General features: G+C 71.6%; 17 protein-coding genes. 10 read left to right on the top strand and 7 right to left on the bottom strand.

Annotated features, from left to right (window positions below):
* The first annotated feature begins 14 nt into the window (after nucleotides 1-14).
* The gene (gene nadA, locus QSK18_RS27975; RefSeq protein ID WP_285625137.1) at nucleotides 15-1,256 is read left to right on the top strand and encodes a quinolinate synthase NadA; all 1,242 of its coding nucleotides are present in this window, start codon (nucleotides 15-17) and stop codon (nucleotides 1,254-1,256) included.
* Nucleotides 1,257-1,306: 50 nt separating this feature from the next.
* Here the strand turns inward: nadA and QSK18_RS27980 are convergent, their stop codons facing one another.
* The gene (locus tag QSK18_RS27980) at nucleotides 1,307-2,689 is read right to left on the bottom strand and encodes a dipeptidase (protein WP_285625140.1); all 1,383 of its coding nucleotides are present in this window, start codon (nucleotides 2,687-2,689) and stop codon (nucleotides 1,307-1,309) included.
* A gap of 80 nt (nucleotides 2,690-2,769) precedes the next feature.
* Nucleotides 2,770-3,393: a TetR/AcrR family transcriptional regulator gene (locus QSK18_RS27985; protein WP_232812886.1), complete on the bottom strand. Its 624-nt coding sequence runs from the start codon at nucleotides 3,391-3,393 to the stop codon at nucleotides 2,770-2,772.
* Between the two features lie 602 nt (nucleotides 3,394-3,995).
* Here QSK18_RS27985 and QSK18_RS27990 point away from each other — a divergent pair.
* Both QSK18_RS27990 and QSK18_RS27995 read left to right on the top strand, forming a co-directional pair.
* Nucleotides 3,996-4,619, top strand: a complete 624-nt coding sequence (locus tag QSK18_RS27990; protein WP_232812885.1) for a DUF3043 domain-containing protein — start codon at nucleotides 3,996-3,998, stop codon at nucleotides 4,617-4,619.
* 36 nt (nucleotides 4,620-4,655) lie between these two features.
* Complete coding sequence (locus QSK18_RS27995; RefSeq protein ID WP_232812884.1) at nucleotides 4,656-5,681, top strand: aldo/keto reductase family protein; 1,026 nt, start codon at nucleotides 4,656-4,658, stop codon at nucleotides 5,679-5,681.
* A 6-nt stretch (nucleotides 5,682-5,687) separates the two neighbouring features.
* On the opposite strand, the gene QSK18_RS28000 is transcribed toward QSK18_RS27995, so the two are convergent.
* Nucleotides 5,688-5,900, bottom strand: a complete 213-nt coding sequence (locus tag QSK18_RS28000; protein WP_232812883.1) for a hypothetical protein — start codon at nucleotides 5,898-5,900, stop codon at nucleotides 5,688-5,690.
* A gap of 83 nt (nucleotides 5,901-5,983) precedes the next feature.
* Here QSK18_RS28000 and QSK18_RS28005 point away from each other — a divergent pair, with 83 nt between their 5' ends.
* From QSK18_RS28005 to QSK18_RS28015, 3 genes are read left to right on the top strand one after another with little or no spacing between them, the layout of a single operon-like run.
* A complete protein-coding gene (locus tag QSK18_RS28005; RefSeq protein WP_285625146.1) occupies nucleotides 5,984-7,168 on the top strand; it encodes a bifunctional adenosylcobinamide kinase/adenosylcobinamide-phosphate guanylyltransferase in 1,185 nt (394 codons plus the stop codon).
* 52 nt (nucleotides 7,169-7,220) lie between these two features.
* Entirely contained in the window at nucleotides 7,221-8,240 is a 1,020-nt protein-coding gene (locus QSK18_RS28010) for a nicotinate-nucleotide--dimethylbenzimidazole phosphoribosyltransferase (protein WP_285625150.1), read from the top strand.
* A complete protein-coding gene (locus tag QSK18_RS28015) occupies nucleotides 8,240-9,085 on the top strand; it encodes an adenosylcobinamide-GDP ribazoletransferase (protein WP_269810662.1) in 846 nt (281 codons plus the stop codon). The genes QSK18_RS28010 and QSK18_RS28015 overlap by 1 nt, the downstream gene beginning before the upstream one ends.
* A gap of 28 nt (nucleotides 9,086-9,113) precedes the next feature.
* Here QSK18_RS28015 and gcvT read toward each other — a convergent pair whose 3' ends face one another.
* Entirely contained in the window at nucleotides 9,114-10,253 is a 1,140-nt protein-coding gene (gene gcvT, locus QSK18_RS28020; RefSeq protein WP_232812879.1) for a glycine cleavage system aminomethyltransferase GcvT, read from the bottom strand.
* A 189-nt stretch (nucleotides 10,254-10,442) separates the two neighbouring features.
* Here gcvT and QSK18_RS28025 point away from each other — a divergent pair, with 189 nt between their 5' ends.
* A complete protein-coding gene (locus QSK18_RS28025; protein ID WP_232812878.1) occupies nucleotides 10,443-11,951 on the top strand; it encodes a leucyl aminopeptidase in 1,509 nt (502 codons plus the stop codon).
* Between the two features lie 72 nt (nucleotides 11,952-12,023).
* Here the strand turns inward: QSK18_RS28025 and QSK18_RS28030 are convergent, their stop codons facing one another.
* The 3 genes from QSK18_RS28030 to QSK18_RS28040 are packed head-to-tail and all read right to left on the bottom strand — an operon-like array spanning nucleotide 12,024 to nucleotide 13,740.
* Nucleotides 12,024-12,392 carry an oxidoreductase gene (locus tag QSK18_RS28030; protein ID WP_232812877.1) on the bottom strand — a complete coding sequence of 123 codons (369 nt, stop codon included), beginning with the start codon at nucleotides 12,390-12,392 and terminating at the stop codon, nucleotides 12,024-12,026.
* 59 nt (nucleotides 12,393-12,451) lie between these two features.
* Complete coding sequence (locus QSK18_RS28035) at nucleotides 12,452-13,078, bottom strand: hypothetical protein (protein ID WP_232812876.1); 627 nt, start codon at nucleotides 13,076-13,078, stop codon at nucleotides 12,452-12,454.
* The gene (locus tag QSK18_RS28040) at nucleotides 13,075-13,740 is read right to left on the bottom strand and encodes a TetR/AcrR family transcriptional regulator (protein ID WP_285625158.1); all 666 of its coding nucleotides are present in this window, start codon (nucleotides 13,738-13,740) and stop codon (nucleotides 13,075-13,077) included. The genes QSK18_RS28035 and QSK18_RS28040 overlap by 4 nt, the downstream gene beginning before the upstream one ends.
* A 214-nt stretch (nucleotides 13,741-13,954) precedes the next feature.
* Here QSK18_RS28040 and lpdA point away from each other — a divergent pair, with 214 nt between their 5' ends.
* The 3 genes from lpdA to QSK18_RS28055 all read left to right on the top strand — a co-directional run bounded on the left by lpdA (nucleotide 13,955) and on the right by QSK18_RS28055 (nucleotide 18,427).
* Nucleotides 13,955-15,340 carry a dihydrolipoyl dehydrogenase gene (lpdA, locus tag QSK18_RS28045; protein ID WP_232812874.1) on the top strand — a complete coding sequence of 462 codons (1,386 nt, stop codon included), beginning with the start codon at nucleotides 13,955-13,957 and terminating at the stop codon, nucleotides 15,338-15,340.
* A 183-nt stretch (nucleotides 15,341-15,523) separates the two neighbouring features.
* A complete protein-coding gene (sucB, locus tag QSK18_RS28050; protein WP_285625162.1) occupies nucleotides 15,524-17,338 on the top strand; it encodes a 2-oxoglutarate dehydrogenase, E2 component, dihydrolipoamide succinyltransferase in 1,815 nt (604 codons plus the stop codon).
* 198 nt (nucleotides 17,339-17,536) lie between these two features.
* The gene (locus QSK18_RS28055) at nucleotides 17,537-18,427 is read left to right on the top strand and encodes a TIGR01777 family oxidoreductase (protein WP_285625165.1); all 891 of its coding nucleotides are present in this window, start codon (nucleotides 17,537-17,539) and stop codon (nucleotides 18,425-18,427) included.
* Nucleotides 18,428-18,511 lie beyond the last annotated feature (84 nt).

Here is an 18,511-nt window from a genome sequence, read left to right on the forward strand (position 1 = left end):
GGGATGATGACCGAATGACTACGAGGACCGAAGGACCGGTCGAGTCCCTCCCCGAGAGCAGGCCTTCCGGCGTGTCCTCGTTCGCCGAGCCGGCCTCCTCCCCCACCGCCCTGCTGCTCCTGGGCCAGGCCCAGGACCTGGGCAGCGAGCGCGGGGTCGAGTGCCCCGGAGACCTGCCGGTGGCCTCCGACCCGGACCTGGTGGCCCGGGCCCACGCCGCCCGCCAGAAGCTCGGCAGCAACGCCTTCGTGCTGGGCCACCACTACCAGCGCGACGAGGTGATCGACTTCGCCGACGTCACCGGCGACTCGTTCAAGCTCGCCCGCGACGCCGCCAACCGCCCCGACGCCGAGTTCATCGTGTTCTGCGGCGTGCACTTCATGGCCGAGAGCGCCGACATCCTGACCGCGAGCCACCAGCAGGTCGTGCTGCCGGACCTGGCCGCGGGCTGCTCGATGGCCGACATGGCCGCGATCGGGCAGGTCGAGGAGGCCTGGGACGCGCTGGTCGAGGCCGGGGTGGCCGAGGACGTGGTGCCCATCACCTACATGAACTCCTCGGCCGCGATCAAGGCCTTCACCGGCCGGCACGGCGGCACGGTGTGCACCTCCTCGAACGCGCGGGTGGCGCTGGACTGGGCCTTCGAGCAGCGCCCGGCCGGCCGGGGCAAGGTGTTCTTCCTGCCCGACCAGCACCTGGGCCGCAACACCGCGGTGCGGGACCTGGGTTTCTCGCCGGACGACTGCGTGGTCTACAACCCGCACAAGCCGATGGGCGGGCTCACCGTCGAGCAGCTGAAGAACGCCCGGATGATCCTCTGGCGGGGGCACTGCTCGGTGCACGGCCGTTTCACCGCCGACAACGTGGCGACCGTGCGTCGCCGGGTGCCGGACGTGAACGTGCTGGTCCACCCCGAGTGCAAGTACGAGGTGGTCTCGCAGGCCGACCAGGTCGGCTCCACCGAGTACATCATCCGCACGATCGAGTCGGCTCCGGCCGGCAGCGCCTGGGCGATCGGCACCGAGCTGAACCTGGTGCGGCGCCTGGCCAAGGCGCACCCGGAGCTGAAGATCAGCTACCTCGACCGCACGGTCTGCTTCTGCTCCACGATGAACCGGATCGACCTGCCGCACCTGGTCTGGTCCCTGGAGTCGCTGGCGGCCGGGCGCCCGGTCAACCGGATCGTGGTCGACCCGGAGGTGGCCCACTGGGCCCGGGTGGCGCTCGACCAGATGCTGGCACTGCCCGGTATCTGAGGGCTGGACCCGAAGAGGGGACGCATGAGGCGTCCCCTCTTCGATCGTCCCTAGTTCTCTGAGTTCGGCGGGGTCGGTGATCCGAGCGCGGTCAGCATCAGCGCCTCGGCCAGGCAGGCCCGCTCGAACTCGGCCAGGTGCAGCGACTCGTTGGCGCCGTGGGCCCGGGAGTCCGGGTCCTCCACACCGGTGAGCAGCACGGTCGCCTTCGGGTAGACCTCGAGCAGGTCGGCGATGAACGGGATCGAGCCGCCGATCCCGATGCCCACCGGCGCCGTGCCCCACGCCTGTTCCATCGCCCAGCGGGCCACGTCGTAGACCGGCCCGCTGACGTCGGCCTGGAACGCGTGCCCGGCCTCCCCCTGCGCCACCTGCACCTGGGCGCCGAACGGCGCGTTGGCCCGCACGTGCGCCTCGATCGCGGTGAACGCCTCGGCCGGGTCCTGACCGGGCGCGATCCGCATCGAGAACTTGACCCGGACCTCGGGGATCAGGGTGTTCGAGGCCTGCGCCACGGTGGGTGCGTCGATCCCGATGATGCTCAGCGCCGGACGGGTCCAGATCCGCGAGGTCAGCGACCCCGCCCCGATCAGCTCCACCCCCTCGAGCAGCCCCGAGTCGGCCCGGAAGTCGGCCTCCGGGTAGTCGAGCGGGTCGCTCTCGCCCGACTTCAGCCCGGCGATCGCCAGCGTGCCGTCCTCGGTCCAGAAGGAGTTGAGCAGACGGGTGGTGGCCATCATGGCGTCCGGCACCGGGCCGCCGTACATGCCCGAGTGCACCGCGTGCCCGAGCGTGCGCACCGTGATCGTGCCGTCGACCAGACCGCGCAGCGTGGTGGTCAGGCCGGGCACGCCGATCTTCCAGTTCGCCGAGTCGGCCACCACGATCACGTCGGCGGCCAGCCGCTCGCGGTACTCGTTGAGGAACGGGGTGAAGGTGGGGGAACCGATCTCCTCCTCGCCCTCCACGAAGACGACCAGGCCCACTCCCAGTTCGTCGCCAAGCAGCCGTAGCGCCGCGACGTGGGCCATCACTCCGGCCTTGTCGTCGGCGGCACCGCGCGCGTACAGGCGACCGTCGCGCTCCGTAGGCTCGAATGCCGGGGTCTGCCAGTGCTGCTCGCCCCCTGGGGGCTGCACGTCGTGGTGTGCGTAGAGCATGACGGTGGGGGCGCCCTCGGGACCGGGACGCCGGCCGACCACGGCCGGGCGTCCTCCTTCGACCCGGAGGATCTCGACGTCGTCGATCCCGGCTCCGCGCAGCAGTTCGGCGACCGCCTCGGCGCTGACTTCCAGCGTGGACTGGTCGAAGGCGTCGGCGGAGACGCTGGGGATCCGGACGAGCCGCTCCAGATCGGCCCGCACCCCGGGCATCAGCTCGGACAGGCGCAGGCGGAGGGCTTCGACATCGGGGGTACGACTGTGCTGACTCATGGTCCGAAAACTATCCAGCAGCGACGGTGTGGCGCGAAACACCGTCGCCGCTTTGTGCGTACTGCCTGCCTACTGCCTACCTAGCTGGGCTGTTCGGCCAGGTCCCGCTCGCGTTCGGCCCCGGGCCGGCAGAGCCGGTCCAGCATGCCCACCACGTCCTCGGTGAAGGCCGCGGCGGCGAGCGAGTCGGGCTGGTTGGTGACCTCCCGGGCCCCGGCCGCGATGACCGACCCGATGACCAGCAGGTGGGCGTGGTTCAGCGGACGGCCGTCGGCCGTGCGCAGACTCGTCCCGCTACGCTGCGCCCAGCCGGTGAAGCCGTCGCGCAGCACCTGGTCGAACCCGGGCGGGCCGTCGCCGGTCAGGAACAACCGGGCCAGGTCCCGCTCGGCCCAGGCGCCCTGGAGGAACGCCCGGGAGCCGGCGGCGGTGAGCCGGACCGGATCCCACTCGCCCTCGGCCATGGCCTCCCGCACCGCACCGTCGGCGCGGGCGTCCTGCCTGGTCTGGAAACCGTCGTAGAGCGCGGTGTACAGATCGGCCTTACCACCGAAGTGGTGGTACATGCTGCCCACGCTGGACCCGGCCCGCGACACCACCTCGGCAACGCTCGCGTCGCTGTAACCCACGTCGGCGAACACCTGCCGGGCCGCGTGGAGCAGCGCAGAGCGGGTGTCCTGGGCACGCCGCTGGATGACCGGCATCTCGACCCCCCAATGCTGTTGTTGCTCGGATACGGACAGTGCACGACACAGTGAATTCCAACGAGTCGGGTCACCGAATGGTTCGGACCCGCCGACCGGTTCCCTTACGGCCGTGGCTAGGCCGGGACGCGGTCTCCCCGTTGTGCGACGCCGTGTCGTTTGACGCTGATGCCCGTGAGGACAGGCCCGGTGCCGACGCGGTCCCTCCACGCGCCGTTCCGTTGCCACTCCGTATTCGCCGGTCCTGTTCATCGACCCGACCGGCTACCTCACGCACGGCGCACCGTGCACCCATCCCGGACCCCTGAGGGCCGGGTGGTGCTCCCAGCTGCCTACCCGCCCGGCGGGCTGCGGAAGCACGATGACCGCAGGACAACGCTCCCACGTCAGGGGTGCCCTTGTCCGCTTCTTCGCACAGCCGGTTCCGCTCCGATTCCGCTCCGTTGCCGTTCGAAGGGCGCTCAGGCCGGTCTCGGTGGTGTCTCAGGCAGGCTCGGGCGGCGTCCGGGCGAGGTCCGGGCGAGGTCCGGGCGACCTGATCGGTACCAGGCGGTGACCTGTGGGTGAGCACAGCACGTGTCCGCGGCGGTTACCCTGATGTGGTGTTCGGACGTGACAAGGCCGCAGCGACCGCCGCCCCCCAGGAGACCGAGGCCGAGCGCCCGGTGAAGGTCGGGGGCAAGGGGCGCCCCACGCCCTCCCGGCGTGAGTCCCAGGCGCGCAACAAGCGCCCGCTGATCGGCGCGCCGCCGGCCCCCAAGGGCGCCACCCGGGCCGAGCGCAAGGCCGCCCGCCAGGCGCGCAACGCGGTCGCCCGGGAAGAGCGGGTGAAGGCCCGTCAGGCGATGGCCGACGGCGACGACCGCTACCTGCCCGCCCGGGACAAGGGCCCGGCCCGCCGGTTCGCCCGCGACTACATCGACTCGCGCCGCAACCTGGGCGAGTACTTCCTGCCGATCGCGCTGTTCTCGCTGCTGCTCGGGGTGGTCAACGTGCCCGCCCTGCGGTTGTTCTCGCTGGTCCTGCTCTACGGCTTCGTGCTGGTCATCGCGGTCGACTCGTACCTGCTGCGGCGTCGTGTGCAGCGCGCGGTCGACGCCAAGTTCGAGGGCCGCAACGTGCCCGGCGTGGCCGGCTCGGGCACCTACGGCATGATGCGCGCGCTGCAGTTCCGCCGTGGCCGCATGCCCAAGCCGATGGTCGCCCGGGGCCAGAAGCCCTCCTGAGGCGAGATTGTCGGGGGTGCCCAATAGAGTCCCCGCATGGAGTATCGGTATCTCGGCCGTAGCGGCCTGAAAATCAGTGAGCTGACCTACGGCAACTGGATCACGCACGGGCTCCAGGTGGAGAACGACGTGGCCTCCCAGTGTGTGCGGGCGGCGCTCGACGTGGGCATCACCTCCTTCGACACGGCCGACGGCTACGCGAACGGGGCCGCCGAGTCGGTCCTGGGCGAGGCCCTGGCCGGCGAGCGCCGCGAGAGCCTGGAGATCTTCACCAAGGTCTACTGGGCCACCGGGCCCAAGGGCGCGAACGACGCGGGCCTGTCGCGCAAGCACATCACCGAGTCGATCAACGCGTCGCTGCGCCGGCTGCGGACCGACTACGTGGACGTGTACCAGGCGCACCGGTTCGACGTCGAGACGCCGCTGGAAGAGACCATGCTGGCCTTCGCCGACGTGGTGCGCTCGGGCAAGGCCCTGTACATCGGGGTCAGCGAGTGGACGGCCGACCAGCTCCGGGCCGGTCGGGTGCTGGCCGACGACCTGGGCATCCACCTGATCTCCAACCAGCCGGAGTACTCCATGCTGTGGCGGGTGATCGAGCCCGAGGTGGTCCCGGCCAGCCAGGACCTGGGTATCTCGCAGGTCGTCTTCTCCCCGCTGGCGCAGGGCATCCTGACCGGGAAGTACCAGCCGGGTCAGGCTCCCCCGGCGGGCTCGCGGGCCACCGACACCAAGGGCGGCGCCGACTTCATCTCCCGCTGGATGAAGGACGAGGTGCTCGAGCGGGTCCAGGGGCTGAAGGCGGTCGCCGACGAGGCGGGCCTGAGCATGGCCCAGCTCGGGGTGGCCTGGGTGCTGCAGAACCCGAACGTCGCCTCGGCCATCATCGGCGCCTCCCGGCCTGAGCAGGTCAAGGAGAACGTGGCTGCGGTCGGCGTGAAGCTCGAGCCGGAGCTGCTGGCCCGGATCGACGAGGCGCTGGGCGACGCGGTCAACACCGACCCCACGTGGACGAGCCGGCGGGCCCCGAAGGGCCGTCCGCCGGTACAGCCGCGGGTCTGAGCCGGCTCAGGCCAGGGGGCGCAGGCTCATCGGGCCGTAGACCTTCTCGCCGGAGTTGAGCAGGGTGACCTGCTCGACTCCGGCGGCGAGCAGGTCGTGCCAGCTCTCGCCGACCCAGCTCTCCGCGTCGGCCTGATTCGGGAAACCGGTGCGGGGCAGTTCGGTGCCCGCCAGGGTCGAGCCGTCCGCTGCCTCGTACTGCCAGGTCCAGGAGTTCACCCGCCCTACGGTAATTGAAAGTGCCTTCCCGGCCAGTGGTTCGCCGGCCCTTTCCTCCCCTTTTTGACCATGAGAGGTCAGCGATGAGGCTTACGCTCACCGGAATCGGCCCAGCAGCAGGTTTCCCCCTGCCGGACTGCCCCTGCGCGACCTGTTCCCGGGCTCGGCGCGATGGGGTGGTCTCCCGGCCCGCGCAGCTGGAGTCGTCCGACGGGTGGGCGCTCGGGGTCGACGGGGAGGTAGAGCTTTCCAACGATCGTCTCGACTCGGTGGCGGCCGGCGAGGGTGTGCGGGTGGTCCGGTTGCCAGAACTAGGGACGATTGTCTGGGCCCCCCAGGGCGGCGAACCGGAAGAGGCGGTGGTCGGGTCGCTGGTCGAACTGCTGGCCGGTGAACCGGCCCGGGCCGTCTACCTCGGCCCGGCGGCCGAGCCGGCCACAGAAGACGGCGAGATGCCTTCGGTGGGCTGCGCTCGCACCCTCGCCCGGCTGCGGGCGAAGGGCGTGATCGGCCCGCAGACCCGCAGCATCCTGCTGGGCTTCGGCCATGAGGAGTCGCACCCGGGCCGGCTGGCCGCCTGTCTGCCGGTGTGGGGGGCCGAACTGGGTCGCAGCGGGCTGGTCCTCGATCTGAGCGAGAGCGAACCGGCCGTCCCGCCACTGGGCGGGCGGGTACTGGTGCTCGGCGGGTCCGGCTCGGGCAAGTCTGCCTTCGCGGAGCAGATGCTGTCGGCCGCACCCGAGGTGGTCTACATCGCCACCGGGCCGAAGCCCCTGGACGAGACCGACGCCGCCGACAGTTCGGCGCCGGACAGTCAGCCCGGCGACGAGCCCCTGCCCACCGAGCACCCGGAGGACGACGAGTGGGCGGCCCGGGTCGAGAAGCACAAGAACCGGCGCCCCGACTGGTGGGGCACGCTCGAGACGATCGAGGTGGCCGGGCCCCTGGCCGACGACCGCCGGGCCGTTCTGCTCGACTCGGTCGGCACCTGGCTCAGCGGTGTGCTGGACGCCTGCGGAGCCTGGGAGGAGCGGGAGGGCTGGCGGGAGGCGCTCGACGCGCAGATCGAGGAGCTGCTGCGGGTCTGGCGTGAGCGCCCCTTCCCCTTGGTGGCGGTGTCCGACGAGGTGGGCTGGTCGATCGTGCCGGCCACCGAGTCCGGCCGGCTGTTCCGCGACCAGCTCGGGCGCCTGAACGCGAAGCTGGCCGACGCCAGCGAGGACGTGTTCGTGGTGGTGGCCGGGCGTCTGGTGCGCACCGAGCCGTAGGTTCGCCCACCCCGTTCGGCGGCTCCCGCCGCGGGCCGTCATGATGGGCGCCGTGCTGGAGGATGAACTCACCCGGATCGCTGCCCTCGTCACCACGCCGGACGGTTCCTCGGGCAGCCTGCGGGCGCGGCCGAAGAACGGTGTGCCGACTCCCGGCGGAGACCGGCTGGACGAGCTGACCCGGTGGTGGAGCGGGGTGGTCGGCGGGCAGCTCCCCCAGCGGGTCGAGCACTTCTGGCTGCCCCACACCGGCGCGGCCGGACCGGTGCGCTCGGAGGTGGTGCTGCACCGCTTCACCGCGCCGCGCGATCCGGAGGACGCCCTGGACTGGGGTGTGGCCACGGCCGACGACGCGGTCGACGACGGCACCGACCTGGTGCTGTTCAGCGTGCCGGTCCCCGAGAACGACGTCACCTGGCAGGTGGCGGCCGCCCAGGTGCTCGGGCTGGACGCGGTCGAGGCAGCCGGCTGGCCGGTGCCGGGGCAGACCGACAGCGAGTGGATCGCCCGGGTGGCGTTGATCCGCGACGGTCTGAAAGTGGTGCGGGGTAACCGCAAGAACCCCTACCGGGTCCTAGAACTGCTGGAGCATCGCGAACTGCGCGCGGGGACGGGTCTGCTGCTGCAGCTGGCGGCTCGGCGTACCCCGGCGATTCTGGACGGCCCGGTCGCCATCGCCTGTGCGCTGCTGGCGGCGCGGCTGGCTCCCGCTACGCGTAGTTGGTGGCTGGCAGCCGATTCAGGGCGTGCAGTGCTGACCCGGCGGATGCTCGAAGAACTTCGGCTTACGGCGGTCACCGACCTGGGATTGGACGACGGGGACGGCACCGCGGCCCGGTTCGCGCTGCAGTTGCTGGAGACGGCGGTGCTGAGGGCGCAGGAGCGGAACGACAACGAGGCGGTGGAAGCGGCGCCGGTTCCGGTGGACGATGCCACCGCTGACGACCCGGCGCTCGCCCCCGATGCAGACGCTGCGGCGCTCGACGGATTCGACGCCCGCGAATCCGCCTTCGAGGCCGTGCTTCCGGAAGAAGACGCAGCTCCGGACTCCGACAGCGGCGAGCGACGCTGATGAGCTCGTCCCAGGGCGAAGGAGTCCTGGGCTCTTCCCCGTCTGCAGTTGACGCTCTACGGCTGGCCTTCGGAACTCTCACCGCGTTCCCCGTGCCCGCCCCCACGAGCGTCGCGCCGCCGGTGCCGGGCCGGGCCATGGCGCTGGCACCACTGGCCGGGGTGGTGCCCGGTCTGGCCGGCGGGCTGGCGGCGTTCGCCGCCCTGCGGCTCGGACTCGCCCCCCTGATCGCAGCGGTCCTCGTCGTCGCGGCCTTCGCCCTGGCCACCCGCGCGCTGCATCTGGACGGCCTGGCCGACACCGCAGACGGGTTCACGGCGAGCTTCGACCGGGGTAAGGCGCTGGACGTGATGCGGCGCGGCGACAGCGGCCCAGCCGGCGTGGTGATGCTTGTGGTGGTGCTGATGCTGCAGGTCACGGCACTGAACCAGGTGCTGGTCGAGACCCGGTGGGAGCACGCGGAGGGCTGGCTCGGCGACCTGGCCGCGGCCTGCGCGGTGGTCACGGTGGCCCTGGCCGCGCGAGTCGCCATCCCGATGCTCTGTCGTTCCGGCGTGCCGTCGGCCCGGCCTGATGGGCTGGGCGCAATGGTGGCGGAGTCGGTGCCAAAGCTGTTGCTGGGGGCCTGCATCGTGGTGACGGTCGGGGTCACCGCGCTTACGGGCCGAGCGGCCGGGCTGACGTGGTGGGCCGGACCGCTGGCCGTTGCCGCCGTTGTCGGGGCGGCTCAGATACTGGCGCACCGGGCGACGAAGCGGCTGGGTGGGATAACCGGGGACATCATCGGTGCGGGGGTCGAACTCGGCACCGCTGTAGCGCTACTTGCCCTGGCCGCCGCGGCCTGATCGAGACCACGGCGACCAGACCCGTCCTTCAATTTTCTCTGGTGGTCGCCCCGACGAACGGCGGGCGTACCACCTTGCAGGCCAGCGGACGTCCTCGGACCGAGACCGTGACCTCGTCGCCCTCCGGCACCGAGGGATCGAGCAGGGCCAGCGCGATGCCCTGTTTGAGGGTGGGCGAGAAGGTGCCCGAGGTGGTGCGGCCGACCACGTTCTGCTGAGCATCCAGCACGTCCATCTCGGCGCGGGGCACTCCGCGGCCGAGCGCCACCAGCCCCCGGGAAACCCGGCGGGGACCGGCCTCCTTCTCGGCCAGCAGCGCCTCACGCCCCCAGAACCGGGGCTTCTTCCAGCCCACCGCCCAGCCCAGCCGGGCCTGGACCGGGGTGATCTGCATCGTCAGCTCGTGGCCGTGCAGCGCGTAGCCCATCTCGGTACGAAGTGTGTCGCGGGCCCCCAGCCCACAGGGCAGCCCGTCCCATTCCTGCGCCGCCTCCACCAGCCTGTCCCAGAGCGCAGGCGTGACCTCCCAAGCGGGCAGGAGCTCGTACCCCCGCTCGCCGGTGTACCCCGTACGGCAGACGATCAGCGGCAGCCCCTGCCAGATCACGTCCACGAAACTCATGTACTCCTGCCCGGCCGGCAGCCCCAGAGCCGCGAGCGTCTGGTCCGCCTTGGGGCCCTGCACCGCGATCACGCCGTACCCGTCGTGGCGGTCGCTGACCTCCAGCTCCGGCGGCGCGGCCGCCGTGAGGCGCCGGGCGACCTCCGCACAGTTGGCCGCGTTGGGCACCAGCAGGACGTCGTCCTCCGAGCGGATGTAGACGATCAGGTCGTCCACCACACCGCCGGACTGCGGGTCACAGCACACCGTGTACTGCGCCTGACCAGGCCCGATCCGGTGCAGGTCGTTGGTCAGACAATCGTTGACGAAGTCCACCGCGCCCTGGCCGCGGACCTCGATCTTGCCCAGGTGGCTGACGTCGAACACGCCGACCCGTTCGCGGACCGCCTCGTGCTCCTTCAGCACGCCGCCCGCCGCGTACTCGATCGGCATCTCCCAGCCGCCGAAGTCGGCCAGCTTCGCGCCGAGCGCCCGGTGCCGTTCGTACAGCGGGGTCCGCCGCAGGTTCGTTCCCCCGACCTCGAATGCCTGCGGTGCCTCGGGCATGCGTGCTTCCCCTCCCCCTCGCGCGTACGAGCGCGGCCAAACGTACCGGGGCCGATTGTGGACCTGTCCGAGGCGCTGGTCACGTGAGCGGGGCAAACCGGTGCGGCGTGCGGGGGACTCCCTTCTGCAGGCCGGCCCGGGGCGGGCCTAGGATTCGTCGGTCAGCCCGTTGACCTCAAAGGATTCCTGTTGCCCACGCTCAGTGTCACAGCCAAAGAAGCCGTCAGTCAGTCCGCCGATGCCCTGGTGGTCGGGATCGGCACCAACAAGTCCGGCGCGGTCCTGGCCGGGGCGCAGGCGCTGCCTACCCCCGTGCGTACTGCGCTGACCCAGGCGCTGAAGGCGGTGGGGGCGAGCGGGGCCAAGAACACCCTGCACCGGATCCCGACGGTGGCCGGGGTTTCCGCCAAGTCGGTGGTCCTGGTCGGCCTGGGGCCGGTTCGCGAGGTGGACCACGAAACGCTGCGGCGGGCCGCCGGTGCGGCCACCCGTGAGCTCGCCGGTCTGGGCAAGGTCGTTCTCGGCCTGCCCGCCACCACCGGCGAAGAGGTCACCGCGATCGCCGAGGGTGCCCTGTTCGGCGCCTACTCCTACAACCGCTACCGCAGCAACGGTGGCGGTAAGACGCCCGTCGGCGCGATCGTGGTCTCCGCCCCCGCCACCGCGAACGCTGCTGCGCGCGCCGGGATCCGCCGGGCGAAGGTTCTGGCCGATGCGGTGCACGGCACCCGCGACCTGATCAACACGGCGCCGCTCGACCTCTTCCCGGCCCAGTTCGCCGAGGACGCCCAGCAGGTGGTCAAGGACCTGCCGGTCACGGTCACCGTGCTGGACGAGAAGAAGCTGGGCAAGGGCGGCTACGGCGGTCTGATCGCGGTGGGCCAGGGCTCCTCGCGCCCGCCGCGCCTGGTCAAGCTGGAGTACCGGCCGGCCGGGGCCACCACGCACGTCGCGCTGGTCGGCAAGGGCATCACGTTCGACTCCGGCGGCCTGTCGATCAAGCCGGCCGCGAACATGGACGAGATGAAGAGCGACATGTCCGGCGCCGCGGCCGTGCTGCACGCCGTCGCCGCGGTCGCCGAGCTGGGTCTGCCGGTGCAGGTCACCGGCTGGCTGGCGCTGGCCGAGAACATGCCCTCGGGCACCGCCCAGCGGCCCTCCGACGTGATCACGATCCGCGGCGGGCGCACCGTCGAGGTGCTGAACACCGACGCCGAGGGCCGGCTGGTCCTGGCCGACGCGATCGTCGCCGCCGGTGAGGCCAAGGCCGACGTGATCGTCGACATCGCCACGCTGACCGGCGCCCAGATGGTGGCGCTGGGCTCGCGGACGTCGGCGGTCATGTCGAACGACGACGACCTGCGCAGCCTGGTGCACGAAGTCGCCGAGGAGGCCGGTGAGGCGTTCTGGCCGATGCCGCTGCCGACCGAGCTGCGCTCCAGCATGGACTCCAAGGTCGCCGACATCGCGAACATCGGCGAGCGGTTCGGCGGGATGCTGGTGGCCGGGCTGTTCCTGAAGGAGTTCGTGCCGGCCAAGGACGACGACGGCCAGGTTCCGTGGGCGCACCTGGACATCGCGGGTCCCGCCTACAACCCCGGCTCGGCGTACGGCTACACGCCGGTCGGGGGCACCGGGCACGGGGTGCGCACCCTGGTGGCGCTGTGCGAGTCGCTGGCGGCCCGTCCGCTGCGCTGATCGTCTTTCGGGGCTGATCGTCTTTCGGGCAAGAAGCCCCGGCCGGAGGTCTCCGGCCGGGGCTTCGGCGTTCTACGTGGGCCAGGGCGGCAGCTCGGTGTCTTCCACCGGTTGCGGCTCGCCCCGCTTCTCCCGCGCGTCCCAGTCCCGCTTCCGCTGGGGGTAGCCCACCAGCTGGATGTCGTAGACCGGGATCATCAGCCGCTCCGAGAGTTCGCGCAGGACCCCGGGGTGCGGGACGCGACGTCTTGTCCACTCCCCCGTCGAGGCCACCAGCAGCACCGTCGGCGGGTTCATCGTCGTGGCGGGCTCGACGAACGCCTCCACTCCGCGCCGGGTCCGGACGAACTCCTCCAGGTGCTCACGCACCCGGTTCACCTCGGCCCGCTGCTCCGCACGCCCCTCGGTCGGCGAGGACTTACGTCGTGAGAACCAGCCCATCCGCCACCTCCCTCACCGGCCGCAGTCGCATCGACCACTCGCCACCATTTCTCCCAGCATCAACGATGCCCTGTCCCGGGGCGTTCCCGCACGGGTGGGTCATCGACCACGGGACCGGTGAAGTCCGTTTCACCGGCCGGCTCGTCCCGGCCGCGGCCCGCGAAGGCGGGCCCGGCCAGGAACCAGATGAGGACGATCATGCCGAGCAGAAGCATCGTCGACCAGTAGGGGTGCTGGGAGGCCTCCTCCGGGGAGCTCGGCACGCCGTGCCCCTCGACCGCGATCATCAGCCCGAGCCCGGCCACCGAGACCGCCGCGGTGACCACCACCCGGAACCACTCCACCCAGAGCGCCCGGACCGCGGCCCGCGACCCCTTGGCCGGTTTGACCGGCCGCGGCCCGCCGGCGAAACGATGGTGGAACCAGCCGTCGGCCCAGCGGATCGTGTGATGCCCGAAGGCGACGGTGAAGCCCAGGTAGACGGCGGCGAGAGCGTGCGCCCGGGACGGTTCCGCCCCGTTCGCGACGTCGACGCTGACCAGGACCAGCAAGGTCAGGTCGATCAGCGGCACACAGGCCAGGACCACGCTGCTCAGGGTCTGGGCCCGCGCGAGGTAGCGCAGGGCCAGGCCACCGAACAGCACCACCCAGAAGGTGATGTCGGCGACGAGGATGGCGATGATCACGGCTGGTCCCCCCGGAGGTTCTCGACGAAGGCGGTGACGGTGTCGCGGATGTCCTCGACCGCCAGCAGGTGCGGGGCGGTGAGCCGGCGCAGGGCCAGCCCGTCCAGGACGACGCCGAGGTCGGAGGCGGTCCGCCCGACGTCCAGATCCGCAGGTGCGGCCCCGGTCTGCACCAGGAACCCGATCAGTTGCAGGTAGGTGTCGTGCAGCAGGTCGGCCGTCTCCTTGGCGACCGGGGCGAGCGCCGGCTGCAGCATCGCCTTGATCACGAACTGCGTGCTGACCAGGAACAGCTCGGACTGCTCGACGGTCATCGGCTGGGTCTCCAGGAGCACCGCGACCACCCGGGCCCGGGCCTGTCCGGGCCCCCACTCCCCCGCTTCGCCGGACCCGCCCGCTCCCCCGTCGGGCCCGAACTCGGCGGGCCCGCGGGTCAGCACCTCCTGCACCCGTTCGGTGACGATCCGGAAGAGCTCGCGCATCGCGAAGACGTGCAGTTCGTCCTGCGAGGCGAAGAAGTGCCGGACCGACCCGGTGGCCAGTCCCGCCTCGGCGGCCACGGCCCGGACCGAGGCGGCCTCCAGACCGCCCCGGCGCATCAGTCGCCACACCGCGTCGGCCAGCAGCCGGCGGCGGGCCTCACCGTCGATGGATCGCACCACGAATCCAAACTAGCACGGGCGTGCTAGTTCGAATTTGCGTCTCCGGACCACCGCAGAACGCAGAATTTGTGTCCCAGGACTCATTGACGTGACGAATGACGCTGTCAGGGCGCGCCGGATCCGACGTGACCCCCCACTGCAGTGATGACAGGATGGCCGCAGGCTCACCGGCAACCAGGGCGCCGGTGGCGTGTGAACGCGAGGGAGCACCCAGGTGTCCGAATCCGGCCCCGGACAGACCCATGACGTCGTGATCCTCGGAGGCGGCAGCGGCGGGTACGCCGCAGCGCTGCGCGCTTCCCAGCTCGGCCTCGACGTGGTCCTCGTCGAGCGGGACAAGGTCGGTGGTACCTGCCTGCACCGGGGGTGCATCCCGACCAAGGCACTGCTGCACGCCGCCGAGGTCGCCGACTCCGCCCGGGACAGCGAGCGCTACGGGGTCAAGGCGTCGTTCGAGTCGATCGACATGCCCGGTGTGAACAAGTACAAGGACGGCGTGATCGGCCGTCTGTACAAGGGCCTGCAGGGCCTGATCGGCGCCTCGAAGATCACCTACGTCGAGGGTGAGGGGCGGCTGGTCGCCAGGGACACGGTCGAGGTGGGCGGTACCCGCTACACCGGCCGCAACGTCGTGCTGGCCACCGGCTCCTACGCCCGCACCCTGCCCGGCCTGGAGATCGGCGGCCGGATCATCACCAGTGACCAGGCACTGACCCTCGACACGGTGCCGAAGAGCGTGATCGTGCTCGGCGGCGGCGTGATCGGGGTCGAGTTCGCCAGTGTCTGGCGCTCGTTCGGGGCCGACGTGACCATCGTCGAGGCCCTGCCCCGGCTCGTCCCGGCCGAGGACGCGGCGGCTTCGAAGGCCCTGGAGCGAGCGTTCCGCAAGCGTGGCATAGCGTTCAGGACGGGGATCCGGTTCGCCGGCGCCCAGCAGGACGACGAGGGAGTCACCGTCTCGCTGGAGTCCGGGGACACCCTGCGGGCAGATCTTCTGCTGGTCGCGGTCGGGCGTGGCCCGAACGCGGACGGCTTCGGCTACCAGGAGGCGGGGGTGACGATGGACCGGGGCTTCGTGCCCACCGACGAGCGCCTGCGCACGAACGTGGAGGGCGTGTTCGCGGTCGGCGACATCGTGCCCGGCCTGCAGCTCGCCCACCGGGGCTTCGCCCAGGGCATCTTCGTCGCCGAGGAGATCGCCGGCCTGAACCCGGCCCCGCTGGTGGAGTCGGGCATCCCGAGGGTCACGTACTGCGACCCGGAGGTCGCCTCGGTCGGCCTGACCGAGGCCCAGGCCCGTGAGCAGCACGGTGACCAGGTGCAGACCTACGAGTACAACCTCGGCGGCAACGGCAAGAGCCAGATCCTGGGCACCGCCGGTTTCGTCAAGCTGGTCCGCCGGGTGGACGGGCCGGTCCTAGGTGTACACATGGTCGGCGCACGGGTCGGCGAGCTCATCGGCGAGAGCCAGCTGATCGTCAACTGGGAAGCCCTCCCGGAAGAGGTCGCGCAGCTGGTGCACGCCCACCCCACCCAGAACGAGGCGCTCGGCGAGGCTCACCTCGCGCTCGCCGGGAAGCCCCTGCACGCTCATGCCTGACCGCCCCGGCACGAACGCGGCCGGGAGGACGGTGCCGGAACCTCCGGCATAGTTCCAGCCGGCGCGATCCGGTGAACCAGCACCAACAGATGTACCCGCTCTCCAGCACGCCGAGCGGTTGACCGAAAGCCAGCGCCACGGCGGCCATGACGCCGACGAACCACGAAGGAGAGCGGAGAGCAGATGTCGGACTCCGTGCAGATGCCCGCACTGGGCGAGAGCGTCACCGAGGGGACCGTCACCCGGTGGCTCAAGCAGGTCGGTGACCAGATCGAGGTCGACGAGCCGCTGCTGGAGGTGTCCACCGACAAGGTCGACACCGAGATCCCCTCCCCGTTCGCGGGGGTGCTCGAGCAGATCCTGGTCTCGGAGGACGAGACCGTGGAGATCGGCGCGCAGCTCGCGATCATCGGCGACGGCTCCGGCGGCGGTTCCGCGCCCGAGCAGGAGGCCCCGGCCGAGTCCCGGCCCGAGCCGCAGTCCCAGCCCGAGCCGCAGGCCCAGCCCGAGCAGCAGGAGCAGTCCCGGCCGACGCCGGAAGACGTCCCCACCGCTTCGGCCGGCGACGACGAGGGCACCACCGTCTCCATGCCGGCCCTGGGTGAGAGCGTCACCGAGGGCACCGTCACGCGCTGGCTGAAGCAGCAGGGCGAGTCGGTCGAGGTGGACGAGCCGCTGCTCGAGGTCTCGACCGACAAGGTCGACACCGAGATCCCCTCGCCGGTCGCCGGTGTGGTGCAGAAGATCCTGGTCAACGAGGACGAGACGGTCGAGGTCGGCGCTCCGCTGGCGATCGTCGGCTCGGGTGCCCCGGCCGCTCAGGAGGCCCCGGCCGAACCCGAGCCGGCTCCCGCCCAGGCTGCTGCCCCGGCCCCGCAGGCGGCTCCGGCTCCCGCGGCTGCTCCCGCCCCCGCTCCGAAGGCGGCCCCGGCTCCGCAGGCGGCCCCCGCGGCTGCCCCCGCTCCGGCTGCTGCCCCGGCTCCGGCGGGTTCCCCCGCCGCCGCCAACCCGGCTGCCGCCGCCCCGTCGAACGGTTCTTCCGACAACGGCCCGGGGTACGTCACCCCGCTGGTCCGCCGGATGGCCGCCGAGCAGGGTGTGGACCTGTCCTCGATCACCGGTACCGGGGTCGGCGGCCGGATCCGCAAGCAGGACGTGATCGACGCGGCCAAGGCCAAGCAGGCCGAACAGCCTGCCGCCGCCCCGGCCGCTCCGGTCGCCGCCGCTGCTCCGTCGGGTCAGGCCGCTCCGGCCGCCCCGAAGCAGATCAAGGTCTCGGAGCTGCGCGGCACCACCGAGAAGATGTCGCGCCTGCGCAAGGTGCTGGCCAAGCGCATGGTGGAGTCGCTGCAGACCTCCGCCCAGCTGACCAGCGTGGTCGAGGTGGACGTCACTAAGATCGCGCGGCTGCGGGACCGGGCCAAGGGCGCGTTCCTGGCCCGGGAGGGCGTGAAGCTCTCGTTCATGCCGTTCTTCGCCCTGGCCGCGGTCGAGGCGCTGAAGCAGCACCCGAAGCTGAACGCCAGCATCGACGGCGAGAACGTGGTCTACCACGCCCAGGAGAACCTGGCCATCGCCGTGGACGCCGAGCGCGGTCTGACCGCCCCGGTCATCCCGAACGCCGGTGACCTGAACATCGCCGGGCTCGCCCGCAAGATCGTCGACGTGGCCGAGCGCACCCGCACGAACAAGCTCAGCCCGGACGACCTGTCCGGCGGCACGTTCACGCTGACCAACACCGGCAGCCGCGGCGCCCTGTTCGACACGCCGATCCTGTTCCCGCCGCAGACCGGCATCCTCGGCACCGGTGTCGTGGTCAAGCGCCCGGTCGTGGTGAAGGACGAGGACGGCGCCGAGAGCATCGGCATCCGCTCGATCGTCTACCTGGCGCTGTCCTACGACCACCGCCTGGTCGACGGTGCCGACGCCGCGCGGTTCCTGGGCACGATCAAGGCCCGCCTCGAAGAGGGCGCGTTCGAGGGCGACCTCGGTCTCTGAGAAAGCCTCTTCGGCGAGTTCGGCGTGCGGCCGGCGCCACCCCCACCGGGGTGGCGCCGGCCGCACGGCGTTTGTGGGGATAAAGACGTTCCAACTGAGGACGCTCGTGGTCACCATCGTTTCGGCGGGCGAGGAGATCACGGACACGGCAGGCTGGGCAGGCAACGTCCTGCCCCCCAGAACGGAGATGACACCGTCATGAAGGTCGCGGTGACCGGCTCGAACGGCCTGATCGGCTCGGCCCTGGTGGAACGCCTCACCGCCCGGGGCGACGAAGTGGTCCGGCTGGTGCGCCGGGCCCCGTCGGCGCCGGACGAGATCCGCTGGGACCCGGCCGGCGGCAGCGTGGACCTGGAGGGGCTGGCGGGCATCGATGCGGCCGTGCACCTGGCCGGTGCCGGGGTGGGCGACCGCAGGTGGTCGGAGGCCTACAAGCGCGAGATCCGCGACTCCCGGGCCCTGGGCACCCGCACCCTGGTGCGAGCGCTGACGGCCCTCGAGGCACCGCCGAAGGTCCTGGTCAGCGGTTCGGCGATCGGGTACTACGGCGAGCGCGGCGACCAGATCCTGACCGAGCAGTCGGGCCCGGGCGACACCTTCCTGACCAGCGTGGTCCAGGCTTGGGAGGGCGAGGCGGGGCCGGCCGCCGAGGCCGGGATCCGGGTCGTGCACCCGCGGACGGGCCTGGTCATGGCGCAGCAGGGCGGCGCTTTCCAGCCCCTGCGCCTGCTGGCCAAGCTGGGTCTGGCCGGGCCGGTGGGGAGCGGGCGCCAGTGGTGGAGCTGGGTGACCCTGCCCGACACCCTGGCGATCCTGGAGCTGATGCTGGACAGCGAGCTCAGCGGACCGGTGAACGTGGTCGGCCCGGAGCCCGCCCGCAACATCGACGTGATGAAGGCCCTGGCCTCCGCCGCCCACCGCCCCGCCCTGGTTCCGGCGCCCGCCTTCGCCGTGCGCGCGGCAGTCGGTGAGTTCGCCGGGGAGATCCTGGCGAGCCAGCGTGTGGACCCGGGCAAGCTCCGCGCGGCAGGATTCCGCTGGGAACACGACACCCTGGCGAAGGCCGCGGCCTGGGCGACCAACCGCTGACCGTCTCGGCGCGGAAAGCACAGTCGGCGAAGCGCTTTCTGCGCTGTTGAGAAGGTCACTCGGCCGAGCCGACGCACAACGCTC

The sequence above is a fragment of the Kineosporia sp. NBRC 101677 genome, assembly GCF_030269265.1.
Classification (GTDB): domain Bacteria; phylum Actinomycetota; class Actinomycetes; order Actinomycetales; family Kineosporiaceae; genus Kineosporia; species Kineosporia rhizophila.